General features: G+C 65.2%; 11 protein-coding genes and 1 pseudogene. 2 read left to right on the top strand and 10 right to left on the bottom strand.

What is annotated here, in order from left to right; all coding sequences use genetic code 11:
* The first annotated feature begins 125 nt into the window (after positions 1-125).
* On the top strand, positions 126-869 hold the full coding sequence (locus AC5RWT_RS19755; RefSeq protein WP_494043001.1) for a maleylpyruvate isomerase family mycothiol-dependent enzyme: 744 nt from the start codon (positions 126-128) through the stop codon (positions 867-869).
* Positions 870-971: 102 nt separating this feature from the next.
* On the opposite strand, the gene AC5RWT_RS19760 is transcribed toward AC5RWT_RS19755, so the two are convergent.
* Both AC5RWT_RS19760 and AC5RWT_RS19765 read right to left on the bottom strand, forming a co-directional pair.
* The gene (locus tag AC5RWT_RS19760) at positions 972-1,985 is read right to left on the bottom strand and encodes a PDR/VanB family oxidoreductase (RefSeq protein WP_494081651.1); all 1,014 of its coding nucleotides are present in this window, start codon (positions 1,983-1,985) and stop codon (positions 972-974) included.
* 20 nt (positions 1,986-2,005) lie between these two features.
* Positions 2,006-3,070, bottom strand: a complete 1,065-nt coding sequence (locus AC5RWT_RS19765; RefSeq protein WP_494081661.1) for an aromatic ring-hydroxylating oxygenase subunit alpha — start codon at positions 3,068-3,070, stop codon at positions 2,006-2,008.
* Between the two features lie 222 nt (positions 3,071-3,292).
* On the opposite strand from AC5RWT_RS19765, the gene AC5RWT_RS19770 reads away from it, so the two are divergent.
* On the top strand, positions 3,293-3,913 hold the full coding sequence (locus AC5RWT_RS19770) for a PadR family transcriptional regulator (protein WP_494081652.1): 621 nt from the start codon (positions 3,293-3,295) through the stop codon (positions 3,911-3,913).
* Between the two features lie 85 nt (positions 3,914-3,998).
* Here AC5RWT_RS19770 and AC5RWT_RS19775 read toward each other — a convergent pair whose 3' ends face one another.
* From AC5RWT_RS19775 to AC5RWT_RS19810, 8 genes and pseudogenes are all read right to left on the bottom strand, one after another.
* Complete coding sequence (locus AC5RWT_RS19775; RefSeq protein ID WP_494081653.1) at positions 3,999-5,576, bottom strand: acyl-CoA synthetase; 1,578 nt, start codon at positions 5,574-5,576, stop codon at positions 3,999-4,001.
* Positions 5,577-5,785: 209 nt separating this feature from the next.
* Complete coding sequence (locus AC5RWT_RS19780) at positions 5,786-6,778, bottom strand: ABC transporter substrate-binding protein (RefSeq protein ID WP_494081654.1); 993 nt, start codon at positions 6,776-6,778, stop codon at positions 5,786-5,788.
* 207 nt (positions 6,779-6,985) lie between these two features.
* A complete protein-coding gene (locus AC5RWT_RS19785) occupies positions 6,986-7,984 on the bottom strand; it encodes an ABC transporter substrate-binding protein (RefSeq protein ID WP_494081655.1) in 999 nt (332 codons plus the stop codon).
* A 204-nt stretch (positions 7,985-8,188) separates the two neighbouring features.
* Positions 8,189-9,184 (bottom strand): ABC transporter substrate-binding protein, encoded by a 996-nt coding sequence (locus tag AC5RWT_RS19790; protein WP_494081656.1) that lies wholly within the window; start codon positions 9,182-9,184, stop codon positions 8,189-8,191.
* A 181-nt stretch (positions 9,185-9,365) separates the two neighbouring features.
* Positions 9,366-9,821: a MaoC family dehydratase gene (locus AC5RWT_RS19795; RefSeq protein ID WP_494081657.1), complete on the bottom strand. Its 456-nt coding sequence runs from the start codon at positions 9,819-9,821 to the stop codon at positions 9,366-9,368.
* A 34-nt stretch (positions 9,822-9,855) separates the two neighbouring features.
* Positions 9,856-11,067: an acyl-CoA dehydrogenase family protein gene (locus tag AC5RWT_RS19800; RefSeq protein WP_494081658.1), complete on the bottom strand. Its 1,212-nt coding sequence runs from the start codon at positions 11,065-11,067 to the stop codon at positions 9,856-9,858.
* Complete coding sequence (locus tag AC5RWT_RS19805; protein WP_494081659.1) at positions 11,064-11,966, bottom strand: amidohydrolase family protein; 903 nt, start codon at positions 11,964-11,966, stop codon at positions 11,064-11,066. Before AC5RWT_RS19805 ends, AC5RWT_RS19800 begins: the two co-directional genes overlap by 4 nt.
* A gap of 2 nt (positions 11,967-11,968) precedes the next feature.
* Positions 11,969-12,235, bottom strand: a pseudogene (locus AC5RWT_RS19810) (dehydrogenase); the annotation flags it as partial.

Consider the following 12,235-nt stretch of genomic DNA (forward strand, 5'->3'; position numbering starts at 1 on the left):
CGTGGTCCTCCGAGCGCTACGCTTGACGGCAAGGAGACTGGACCTTCCCGGGACAGTAGTGAAACCGAACCGCCAGGCGGGCCCGTGCGAGCGGGCCCGCATGCCACCCATTTGCAGGAGACATCATGGTTGCACACCAGGACCTCACCCAGGACCCTGACCTCCAGAGCGCGCTGCTCACAGCCCGCCGCGGCACCGCCTTCTTCGGCCGCAAGCTCAACGAACTCTCAGACGACGAGCTCGCCGCGCCCTCGCTGCTGCCCGGCTGGACCCGCGCCCACGTCATCGCCCACGTCGGCTACAACGCCCGCGCCATCGCGCGATTGATCGGGTGGGCCAACACCGGCGTGGAAACGCCGATGTACTCCTCGCGGCAGGCCCGGAACGAAGAAATCGACCATGGGGCCACGCTCTCCCCCACCGAATTGCGCGACCTCTACGAACAGTCCGCCAACCACCTCGACGTTGCATGGCGGGACACACCGCAAGAAGCGTGGGAGCACGAGGTCAAAAGCGCCCAGGGCCGCACCGTCCCGGCCACCGAAACCGTGTGGTGGCGGACCCGCGAAGTCTGGATCCACGCCGTCGACCTCGACAACGGCGCCAGCTTCGGCGACATGGCCGCCGACGTCCTCGAGCGTCTGCTCCGAGACATCACCGAAGCCTGGCACAACCGCGGCGACGACAAAGGCCTTCGCCTGGAAATCCTGGACTCAGGCGGTCTTACCCAACTCGGGGACACAGCAGCCGCCGACCCGGTGATTGTCACCGGCGCCTTGCCGGACATCACCGCCTGGGCCGCCGGCCGGCCCGCCCACGGCATCACCTCCAACAGGCCGGACACGCCCCCAGCACCGCGCTGGATATAAACCGGCCGCCAGCCGCCATTCAATTGGATCTCCTCGCTGGCGCAAGCGCCCCGGTTGTCGACCAAGCGAAGCGCGCGGAGACACGTTTCCCCGCGGAGCGCGTCAGGACACGTCGATGGTGACGACGGCCGGGCCTCGGCCGGGCGTGGCGTCGGTTTGCGCGCCGGTGCCGGAGGTAACGGCGCGGGAGACGCAGCAGCACATCTTTTCCGCTGCATGCTGCTGGCGTTCGCTGTAGAAGACATCCCGGTGGTCGATCGCGCCGTCCAGTTCCAGGACGCGGACTTCGCAGAGTCCGCATTCCCCCTTGCGGCAGTCGAACATCATGTCCGCGCCGGCCTCTTCGAGGGCTTCGAGCATGGAGCGGCCCTGGCCCACCGTGGCCTCAATGCCCAGCCGAGGGATCCTCACCACGAATTCCTCCGGGTCGTACCAGCCGCTGTTGCCGAAGGTCTCGTAGCGCAGGTTCGCCACCGGCAGTTCGCGTTCCGTCCAGGCCCGGCGGACCGCATCCATCAGGCGGATCGGTCCGCACATGTACAGCTCGGTGTCCATGTCCGCGCCGGCTACCAATTCGCCCACCTGCAGTGACGTTCCTTCATCGTCCACGTGGACCTGCAGCCGCTCCCCGTGCTCCTCGCGCAGCCGGTCCAGGTAGGCCATCGCCTCGCGGCTGCGGCCGGCATACACCATCCGGTAGTCGGCCTTCACGGCCTTGAGCACGCGGGCCATGTTGACCATCGCGGTCACGCCGATGCCGCCGGCCAACAGGATGTACCGCTCGGCCCCGACCCGCATCGGAAAGTTCTGCAGCGGCTGGGTGATCTCCAGCGTGTCCCCGGCGGCCAGCGTGTGCATGAATTCCGATCCGCCCCGGGAAGCCGGGGCCTTCAGCACGCTCAGCGCGAGGCGGCGTCCGCCGTCGGCCGAGTCCACGACGGAATAGGAGCGCTTGTCCTCCTGGCCGCCAATCCGCACCTTCAGGTCGATGTGCGAACCCGGTTCTGCGATTTTTGGCAGGGCGGGCTCCAGCACGATGCGGCGTACGCCGGCCGCCACGTCCTGCACGTCCACCACGGTGGCGTGCTGCCATACTTCTACGTTTGTTGCTGCCATGGCTCGGGCTACACCTTCCTTCAGATGCCGGCCTGGACGGCGGAAGCCAGCCGGCCTTCGGCCACCAGCATCCGCTCGATCAGCCGGCGCACCCACATGCCGCCGGCATCGATGTTCAGGTTGTAGAACTCGTAATCCGGATTGGCGTCGATGGCCTGCTGCTGCGCCTTGAGCATCTCCTCGTCCTCACCGAACACGCCGTGCACGCCGTCCCGCAGTTGGGTGGTGATCAACTGACTGTCCAACCGGTAGTTGCGCATGAACGCCCAGAAATAGTGGCAGGACCTCTCGGTCTCCGGCGAGATCGTGTTCATCACAAAACCATTGACACCCTGGCTGCGGTCCCCCTCCGGCGCACCGGTGCCGGCCTTGGCCACGCCGACGTCGATGCAGATGGTGGACGGGGCCTGGAACGTGATGATTTGCCAGCGGTCCACCTTGCCTTCGAAGCCCGGAAACTTATCCCGCATGTTCTTCAGCCAGAACGGCGGCGCGTCGATGTTGTGCATCCAGCGCGTCACGGTGACGGTGTTGCCCTCATGGGAAACCACGAAGTCGGATTCGCTGAGCTCTTCCTGCCCAATGGACGACGAGTGCACGAACTCTTCGTGGGTCAGGTCCATCAGGTTGTCCAGCACCAACTGGTAGTTGCAGTCTGCGTGGATGGTTTCGCCGTCGCCCGCCCACTCGGGCGAGTCCAATTGGTGCATGTCCGGAACCAGGTCCGGATCGGCCTGCGTCGGGTCTCCCAGCCATACCCAGACGTACCGGTGGCGCTCCACCACCGGAAAGGACGGAACCGTGGCCGATGGGTTGATGGTCTCCTGCGCCGGCATCGAGACACACCTGCCGGCCGAGTTGTAGACGATGCCGTGGTACGGGCACTGGATCCCGTCCTTGCCCATGGTCTTGCCCATGGAGAGCGGAGCCAGCCGGTGCCAGCAGGCGTCGGCCAGGGCCACGGCCTTGCCGTCCTCAGTGCGGTACAGCGCCAGCGGTCGGTTGGCGATCCGCCGGGCCATCGGCTTGCGGGTGACCTCGTGATCCCAACCCGCCACATACCACGCGTTCAACGGGTGGCCCATGACCTTGAGGGTGGTGGAGCTGGCGGTCTGCACGGCAGCAGTCACAGTGGGTTCCTTCCGGTAGCGCGAGCCAGCATCCGCAGTGGGGCAGGCTCAGTTATATTTGCCGATGGCGGTCCGCCTCCGGGCCGCCGACTAACTATCGACATAGATAGTGGCGTGAATCTCAGACTATCGATGGATATAGTGATTGGCAACACAGCCGACAAGAAAGTTGGATCAATGAGTCTCCGCTACGCCCTGCTGGCGCTGCTCAGCGTTGAGCCCATGACCGGCTACGACCTCTACAAGGAATTCGAAGCCTCGGTAGGGCACGTCTGGCACGCTCCGGACTCACAGATCTACCCGGAACTGCGGCGAATGGAGAAAGAGGGCCTGATCGACGGCGAGGAGGTCACCTGGGGCCAGCGCGGCAAGAAGCGCCGGTACCACATCACCGATGCCGGCGTGAAGGCGTTCCGGGACTGGATGAACACCACCCTCGAGTACACCCGGGTGCGGGATCCGGCTCACCTGAAGGCCGCCTACCTGGAATGGGCCGAGCCCGAAGCAGCGCGTCAGCAGATGCGAGCGCACATTGAACACCACACGGGCCTGCGCCAGCAATGGGAGCAGCGGATCCGCGAGATCGACCAGGACCGCAGCGAAATGCTCAACCGCCGTTTGGCCGGCACGCCCGAGGCCGACCGCGACCGGGTTAAGGCCTTCAAGCGCTTCACGTATGAAGGCCTGGTGGCCCGGGCCGAGCAGGAGATTGCCTGGGCCCAGCGCGGGCTGGCCCTGATCGACCAGCTCTACGCCAACCGGCCGGGATCTCGGCAGGCGGCCGGGGCCAAGAAGTAGCCCGGCCCCGGCTCCGGAAGATCCGGAGCCGGGCACCGCCGTCGTTAGTCGCAGAACGGAACGGGCCCGGCACCCGGCCGAGGTGTTAGTTGGAGTATTCCTTGCGCAGGTCGGCCTTGCGGATCTTGCCGCTGGCCGTCCGCGGCAGGTCCTCCACGATCACCACGGACTTGGGGATCTTGTAGCGGGCCAGCCGGCCGTCCAGATGCTGCTGGATGTCCTCGGCTGTCACCGAAAAGCCTTCGCGGACGGTCACCACCGCGCGCGGGACTTCGCCCCACTTCGGGTCCGGAACGCCGATCACGGCCGCGCTGCTGACCGCTTCCAACTCCAGGATGACCTGCTCCACTTCGGCCGGGTAGATGTTCTCGCCGCCGGAAATGATCATGTCCTTGAGCCGGTCGGAAATGAACAGGAAGCCGTCCTCGTCCAGGTAGCCCATGTCGCCGGACTTGAACCAGGCGCCGTCGGCATAGCTTTCGGCCGTGGCATCGGGCCGGTTCCAGTACTCGCGGATCACGTTGGGACCCGAAATCTGGATCTCGCCCACTTCGCGCGCCGGCAGCACGTCGCCCATCGGGTCGACAATCCGGACGTCGGTGAAGAAGTGCGGAAGTCCGGCGGACCCGGCCTTCGGGCGCGACTTTTCCGCGGCCAGCGTGGTGGCGCCGGGCGCGGTCTCCGTCATGCCGTAGCCGTTGGTGAAGGACAGCCCACGCGCTTCGTAAGCCTCTAGCACCCGCATCGGCACCGCGGAGCCGCCGCAGGTCAGTTTGTTGAGCGAACTGATGTCGGTCTTGTCCCAATCGGGGTGCTCGCACAGCAGCTGATAGGTGGTCGGTACGCCGCTGATGCTGGTGGCCTTGTACTTCTCGATCAGCATCAAGGTCCGGCCGGGTTCGAACTTCGGCTCGAGCACCACGGTGGCCCCCTTGATCAGCGCCGGCAGCACGCCCATGCCCAGCGACGCCACGTGGAACATCGGCGCGATCATCAGCGCGACGTCGGTGCTGGCCATGTCGAAGTCCACCAGCACGTTGATGCTGTTCCAGGTCATGTTGCCGTGCGTGAGCAGCGCACCCTTCGGCCGGCCGGTGGTGCCAGACGTGTAGAGGATCATGGCCGGGTCATCGAGCGAGACGGCCACATCGCGGCGCTCCTCGCTGCCGGATCCAATGACCTCTTCCAACAGTTCGACGGCGGTGTCTTGGCCGCCTGCCTCGGTTGCGTTCGCCGCGGGGCCACCGTTCCCATTTCCGGCGGGGCCGTCCTCGACGACGATCCGGTGGCTGATGCCCAGCAGGGCGCTGCCGCGCACGGCCAGCGACTCCAAGGTGCGGGCATGGATGAGGATGCGGCTGCCGGAGTCCTGCAGGGCGAACTGGACTTCGGGCGGAGCCAAGCGGGTGTTCAACGGAACGAAAATAGCGCCCAGGGTGCCGCAGGCAAAGAAAGTCTCCAAAAAGGCCGGGTGGTTCTCGCCCAGGTAGGCCACCCGGTCGCCCTGGGCGATGCCGCGGTCCGCCAGCGCATTGGCCAGCCGGTCGACGCGCTCGGCAAATTCGCCGTAGCTCATCTCGCCCGCGGTGCTGATGATCGCGGTCTTGGCCGCGGACTTCATGCGGCGCTTGTGGATCCAGGCACCGAGCCCCTGATTCTGCATCGTTTAAACCCTTTCGACGTACCCGGCGCCCGGGCTACCCAGCGGAGCCGCCGTGAAGCGCATCACAACGGCACCCACCCAACCTAATGCGTTTTAGTTGAAAAAGTCAATAGTTGAGAACACCATCCCATTGGTGGCGCGAGCAGCCCTAGAGACCAATGATGCCCCTTCCGACAGGGAAGGGGCATCACCGGCGCTTGGCGCTCGTCCTACTGCTGCGGCAGCAGCGCCTCCATGTCCGGAAGCTGGTCGATCAGCCCGTTCTTCAGCGAGATGTCCGCGATCTCCTTGATCGAGTCGGCGTTCACTTCCTGCGGGAACTTCGGCAGGGTCAGCTTCTCGATGACCGACGGTTCCAGCTTCGTGTAGGTGGGCAGGATCTCGCGCACCTTGTCGGGATTTTCATCGGCGAAAGCCAGCGACTTCTTCATGGCACGGACAAACGATTCGGTGACTTCCGGCTTCTCCTGCACGTTCTTGTCGGAGGTGAAGTAGGCCGCCACGGTCAGGTCCTTGATCGGGTATGCGTAGTTGGAGAAGACCGGCACGGCGCCGTCGCCTGCCACAATGGTCGCGAACGGCTCGACCGCGGCAATCGCGTCCACCTGGCCGTTCGCCAAGGCCGCCGGCATGTCCGGGAAAGGCATTTCCACGAACTTCAGGTCGGACGAATCGCCGCCGGACTGCTCGACAGCCTCCCGGATCGTGGAATCGCTGATGTTATTCAGCGTGTTGACACCGATCCGCTTGCCCACGAGGTCGGGGATGTCCTTGATGCCACTGTCCGGCTTCACCATGACGGCGGCGAAGTCTTTATCCCGATTGCCCGTGGTGGCCACACCGTTGGCAACCATCTTCATGTCCAGCCCCTTGGACCGGGCGATGACCAGCGAGGTGACGTTGCTGAAGCCGAAGTCCATCTGGCCGCTGGTGATGGCCGGGATGATGGCCGCACCGCCCTGCGCCAGGGTCAGTTCCAGGTCCAGCCCCTCCTCTTCGAAGAAGCCCTCCTCCTTACCCAGGTAGATCGGTGCTACGTCCACGATCGGGATGACACCCACGTTGATTTTCGTCATTCCGCCGGCCGTTTCGCCGCCGCCCGCGGGAGCTGATTCCCCGCCGCCGCCCGACGGGCTTCCACCACCGCACGCCGTCAACGCCAGCACCGCCGCCAGTGCCACTGCTGCCCTGATTTTCTTCACGGGTTCCCTCTCCCATCAATCTTCCAATGCACGGATGTGCCCCAGCTCACTCACAGTATCTACGTCCATAGTGGTATGCGTCAACGAGGCATCCGGATTGTTATCAACGGTGCGCCACGGCCGCGGTGGGTGCTGTGTGGCTCGGACGACACAGCCGCCTTGCCCCCGGCAGGCCGGTGCAGCCAGCAGCTTCCGCTACTACCGGCATCACTGGCTTTCTGACGGCAGCAGCGCGTCCAGATCCACCGTGTTGTCGACGGTGCCGTACTTCAGCACGGCGTCGGCGAGCGTCTGGGCGGCGTCGCGGTCGAATTTCGGGTCGAAGCGCGGCAGCACGATCTCTTCCAGCAGCGCCGGGTCGGTCTTGGTGTAGGTCCCGATGATCTTCCGGACCTCGTCCGGGTTCTCCTGGGCGTAGTTCATCGACTTGGTCATTGCCGCGGTGAACTTCTCCACCAATTCCGGATCCTGCTTGATCTTGTCCGCGGAGGTGAAGTAGCCGCCGATGTCCAAATTCGGGTGGGTTTCACGGTACGGCCAGGAAACTACCCGCGCCCCGCTCTTGATCGCGGAGGTCAGGAACGGCTCTAAGATGAGCGCGGCATCCACCTGGCCGTTCTCCACGGCGGCCAGCGCGTCGGGGAAGGCCACTTCCACGAACTTCAGGCTGGAGCCGTCGCCACCGGCCTTGTCCACGGCCGTCCGGACCGTGGTGTCGCCGATGTTGGCCAGGTTGTTGGAGGAGACCGTCTTGCCTTCCAGATCGGTGGCCGATTGGATGTCCGAATCTTTGGCCACCACCACGCCGGCAAAGTCGACGTCGTCCTGGTTAGAGGCACGGGTTCCGTTAACCACGTACTTCAGGTCCAGTCCCTGGTCGCGCGCCACCATCAGCGAGACGGTGTTGCCGAACGCGAAGTCGAAGCTGCCGCTCACCACACCCGGAACAGAGACGGCGCCGCCGGTGGTGTTCTCGATGGTCAGGTCGAGTCCCTCCTCTTCGAAGAACCCCTTGGCCTTGCCGAGGTGGAGGGGGGCCACGTCGCCGATCGGAATCGCACCCACCTTCACCGCGGTCAGCCCCTCCGCCGGCGAAGCACCGCCGCCGTTGGTTGCCGGCGACTCTCCGGACGGCGACCCGCCGCCGCATGCCGCCAGGGTTGCCGCGACGGCGACGGCACAGACCATGCTGACAAGTCGCTTCATGATGCACTCCCTCGTGTGGTTCAGCGTTTCTTGGGAGTCTAGGCAGCGGCTGTCCGGCGGGCCACAGTATGGGCTGACCAACCCCGATAAATGCCGCTAATACTTCCAAGGGCGCCCCGGACCTGTCCTTGCCGCCCCGGCGCCACACGCCGCAGGGGCGGCCCCCGGCATACCGGGAACCGCCCCTGCTCAATGCTGGATCGACTACTTCACGATCATGGCCGGCACATCCGGCTGGTTGTCCACGTACTTGTACTTGAGCATCAGTTCACCCATGTCGCTGAGCACGTGGGTGCGCACCTCGCCGTCGAACACCTCCATCTTGAGGTTCTTGGCTACCTCTTCCGGCATGCCCATGAAGTCCGGCAGGACAGCGCGCACGCCGTCGTTGTTGGCCTCGGCGTCCTTCAGGGTTTCGGTCACGGCGGCCTTGAAGTCCGCCACGATCTCAGGGTTCTGCTCCGCGTAGCTGCCGCTGGTGAAGGTCACCATGGTGGGCAGTCCCGGCAGGGTCTTCTGGTTCGGGTAGCCCAGCAGCTTGTAGTCGTCGTTGGCGAGCGCCTTGGACTGGAACGGCTCCGGAACCCAGATGGCGTCCACGTTGCCGCGTTCCAGCTGGGCTTCCATGTCCGGGAAGGGCATCTCACTGAACTTCAGCTTGGACGGATCGGCCCCGTCCTTCGCGGCCGACTCCATGATGGTCAGGTCGCCCTGAGTCTTGAGGGTGTTGACGGCAGTGGTCTTGCCTGCCAAATCGGCGAAGCTCTCGATCCCCGAGTCGGCCTTGACGATCACGGCGTTGTTGTCCTCGCCTTCGGCCCGGGAATTGCTGTAGCCCGAGACAATCTTCATATCCAGGCCCTTGTCCACCGCGGTCATCACCGACAGCGGGTTGCCCACGGCGAAGTTCATCGTGCCGGTGGAAACGGCCGGCAGCATTGCCGCACCGCCCTGACCGGTCTGGAGCTCGACGTCGAGCCCGTGCTTCTCAAAGATGCCTTCGTCGATGCCGTACTGCACGGCGCCGGACGGTGCGATCGGCAGCACCCCCACGGTGATCTTGGTCAGCCCGCTGTCCGCCGCGCCGGACTCCGCAGCCGGTGCGCCGCTGGATCCGGATGGAGAGCCGGATCCACAACCGGTCAATGCCATCGCGGCAATCGCGCCGCCGGCCAACAATTTGGCCAAGTGCTTCTTCATGAATTGCTCCTTGGTTCCGTGGTGCCGCCTCCCGACCCTCGGGAGCTGACTGTGACTAGCAACACAGTTAGATACAACGTAGATGCAATAGTTGAATAAATCAATAGTTCTAGCCGGATTGTGCCCCGCACCGACCCCGGCTTTGTGGCCGGGGTCGGTTCAGTCAGGCCGCAGAGGCGGATCAGACGTAGAAGCGCGCTAGGAACTCGGCGATGACCGCAGGCCGCTCCTCGCCCTCGATCTCGATGGTGTTGTTGGTCTTGATCTGCACCCCGCCCTTGACCTCGGTGACCTCGGCGATGGTGGAGTGCATGCGGACCTTGGAGCCGGCCTTGACCGGATTCGTGAAGCGCACCCGGTCCAGCCCGTAGTTGACCTTGGTCTTGACGCCTTCGACGTCGAACAATTCGCTCCACAGCGGAATGATCAGGGACAAGGTCAGGAAGCCGTGGGCGATCGGCGCGCCGAAGGGGCCTTCCTTGGCCTTCTCCACGTCGGTGTGGATCCACTGGTGGTCGTCGGTGGCGTTCGCGAAGGTGTTGATTTGGTCCTGGGTGACCTCGCGGTAGTCGGTGTAGCCGAGGTCCTTGCCGACCAGGCCGGGCAGATCCTCGAAGTTGACGACGGTGTTGCTCATGATTGCTCCTTGGGGAATGGGTTGCTGATGTGCTCTAGCGGAATGCACCGGTGCCGGTAATGGCCCGGCCGACGATCAGGGCGTTGATCTCGTGCGTGCCCTCGTAGGAATAGACGGCCTCTGCGTCGGCGTGGAAGCGCGCGACGTCGGTGTCCAAGGTGATGCCATTGCCTCCGACGACCTCGCGCGCCAGGGCGACGGTTTCGCGCATCCGGGCGCTGCAGAACATCTTGGCCAAGGCGGAATTCTCGTCCTTGTAGATGCCTTCCTCCTGCTGCTGGGTCAGCCGCACCGCCATGCCGAGCGACGCCGTGACGTTCCCGAGCATGGTGGCGAGCTTCTCCTGGATCAGCTGGAAGCCGGCCAGCGGCTTGCCGAACTGCTTCCGTTCCTTGACGTAGCGCAGCGCGGCCTCGTAGGCGCCGGCTTGAAGGCCGGTGGCGATCCACGCAACATCCGAGCGCATGTTCCGCAATAGCGCGGCCACGTCCGCGAACGAGTTCACATTCTGCAGCCGGGCCGAGTCCGGGACGCGCACGCCGGCCAGCTTGATGTCCGCGTTCTGCATCATCCGCAGCGAGGTCTTGCGCAGGATTTTGGAAAGCTCGACGCCGGGGGCATCGGTCGGCACCAGGAAGCACTTGACCTGGCCGTCGGCCTGGTCGCGGGCGAAGATGGCCAGCACGTTCGCGGTAACGGCACCGCCGATCCAGCGCTTGGCGCCGTCGATGATCCACTCGTCGCCGTCGCGCCGGGCGCTGGTTTCCAGCCCGCCGGCAATGTCCGATCCGTGCTCCGGTTCGGTCAGCGCGAAGACGCCCTTGAATTCAAAGCTGCGGATCTTCGGGTCCAGCTCGGCCGACTGCTCGGCGCTGCCGCCCAAGTTAACCGCTGTGCGGAACAGCCCGGATTGCGCGTTGTAGAAGGTGGCAACCGACGCGTCAGTGCGGGCGAGCTCGAAGTTGCGGAAACCCTCGTACAGCCCGGACGGCTTGGCGCCGCCCTCGGTCAGCTCCGCCGGAGCCATCAGGTCCAGGTCGTAGAGCGGCTGGGCAATCTGGTACGGAAACTCGCCCTGTTCCCAGTAGTCGGCCAGGAGCGGGTGGACCTGCTCCTCAAGCACCGCGCGCAGCCGGGCCAGTACGCTGCGCTCGGCATCGGTCAGCAGGGTGGCGTAGCCGTATTGGTCGGACGGATAGAACTGCTCGGCCATGGCCCCGGCCCTTTCTTCGGCAACGGCGCTCATCGCTGCGGCCCATCCAGCCCCAGCAGACGCACGGCGTTGTCCTTGAGGATCTTCGGACGCACCTCGTCCTTCAACGGCAGGTCCGCGAAGGCACCCAGCCACTTCTGCGGGGTGATCAGCGGGTAGTCGGTGCCGAAGAGCACCTTGTCCTGCAGCACCGAGTTGGACAGCTTCACCAGTGACTCCGGGAAGTACTTGGGCGACCAGCCGGAAAGGTCGATAAACACGTTCGACTTGTGCGTGGCGATCGAGTTGGCCTCGTCCTGCCACGGCACCGACGGGTGCGCCATGATGATCTGGAACTGCGGGAAGTCCGCGGCGATCTCGTCCAGCAGCAGCGGGTTGGAGTAACCCAGCTTGATCCCGGATCCCCCGGGCGTGCCGGCGCCCATGCCGTTCTGCCCGGTGTGGAAGACGGCAGGCAGGCCGAGCGACTGCAGCGCCTCCCACAGGGGGTAGAAGCGCTCGTCGGACGGGTTAAAGCCCTGCAGGCTCGGGTGGAACTTGAACCCGCGCACCCCGTAGTCCTCAACCAGCTGTTTGGCCCGGTCGATCGCTTCGGCACCGGTGAGCGGATCGACCGAGCCGAAGGGGATCAGCACGTCGTTGTTCCGGGCCGCACCCTCGGCAATGTCCTCGATGCTGTTCGGCTGGTGCTTCAGCCGGGTCCGGGCGTCCACGGTGAACACCACGGCCGCCATGTTGAGCTCCCGATAGGTTGCCGCGATCGCGTCCAGCGAGGGAGTGCGCTCCTCGGCCTTGAAGTACTTGCTCGAGGCGTCCATCAGTACCTGCGGCAGCGAGACGTGCCCGTGGCCGTCGATCTCGATATGCACATGCATATCGATCGCGGTCAGCGAGGCCACGTCCAGGCCCAGTTCGTAGCGGGTGGGTGCCATGGCTACTTCGCCGCCGGCTCGGGCTGCAGTTCGGCCGGCAGTTCGGGGAATTCCTCGCCCACGCTCTGCAGCCGGCCGCCGAACAGGTCCTCGAAGCGCTCGCTCAGGGCTTCGTAGGTCCAGCCGCCGTCCAGGAACTCGGTGGCCACGGCCTCCGGGTGGGACCACAGCTGCAGCCGGTCGCCGCCCACGCCGATCGCCTGTCCGGTCACCTTGGCGGCCGCATCGGAGGCGAGGTAGGCAACCAGGCCGGCAACGTCGTCGGCCGT

It is taken from the genome of Arthrobacter sp. Dra40, assembly GCF_059091905.1.

What these genes read in the sequence shown, in the direction of transcription:
- AC5RWT_RS19755 (WP_494043001.1), top strand. Translation starts at nt 126, where the DNA reads ATGGTTGCACACCAGGACCTCACCCAGGACCCTGACCTCCAGAGCGCG.
- AC5RWT_RS19760 (WP_494081651.1), bottom strand. Translation starts at nt 1,985, where the DNA reads ATGGCAGCAACAAACGTAGAAGTATGGCAGCACGCCACCGTGGTGGAC.
- AC5RWT_RS19765 (WP_494081661.1), bottom strand. Translation starts at nt 3,070, where the DNA reads ATGGGCCACCCGTTGAACGCGTGGTATGTGGCGGGTTGGGATCACGAG.
- AC5RWT_RS19770 (WP_494081652.1), top strand. Translation starts at nt 3,293, where the DNA reads ATGAGTCTCCGCTACGCCCTGCTGGCGCTGCTCAGCGTTGAGCCCATG.
- AC5RWT_RS19775 (WP_494081653.1), bottom strand. Translation starts at nt 5,576, where the DNA reads ATGCAGAATCAGGGGCTCGGTGCCTGGATCCACAAGCGCCGCATGAAG.
- AC5RWT_RS19785 (WP_494081655.1), bottom strand. Translation starts at nt 7,984, where the DNA reads ATGAAGCGACTTGTCAGCATGGTCTGTGCCGTCGCCGTCGCGGCAACC.
- AC5RWT_RS19790 (WP_494081656.1), bottom strand. Translation starts at nt 9,184, where the DNA reads ATGAAGAAGCACTTGGCCAAATTGTTGGCCGGCGGCGCGATTGCCGCG.
- AC5RWT_RS19795 (WP_494081657.1), bottom strand. Translation starts at nt 9,821, where the DNA reads ATGAGCAACACCGTCGTCAACTTCGAGGATCTGCCCGGCCTGGTCGGC.
- AC5RWT_RS19800 (WP_494081658.1), bottom strand. Translation starts at nt 11,067, where the DNA reads ATGAGCGCCGTTGCCGAAGAAAGGGCCGGGGCCATGGCCGAGCAGTTC.
- AC5RWT_RS19805 (WP_494081659.1), bottom strand. Translation starts at nt 11,966, where the DNA reads ATGGCACCCACCCGCTACGAACTGGGCCTGGACGTGGCCTCGCTGACC.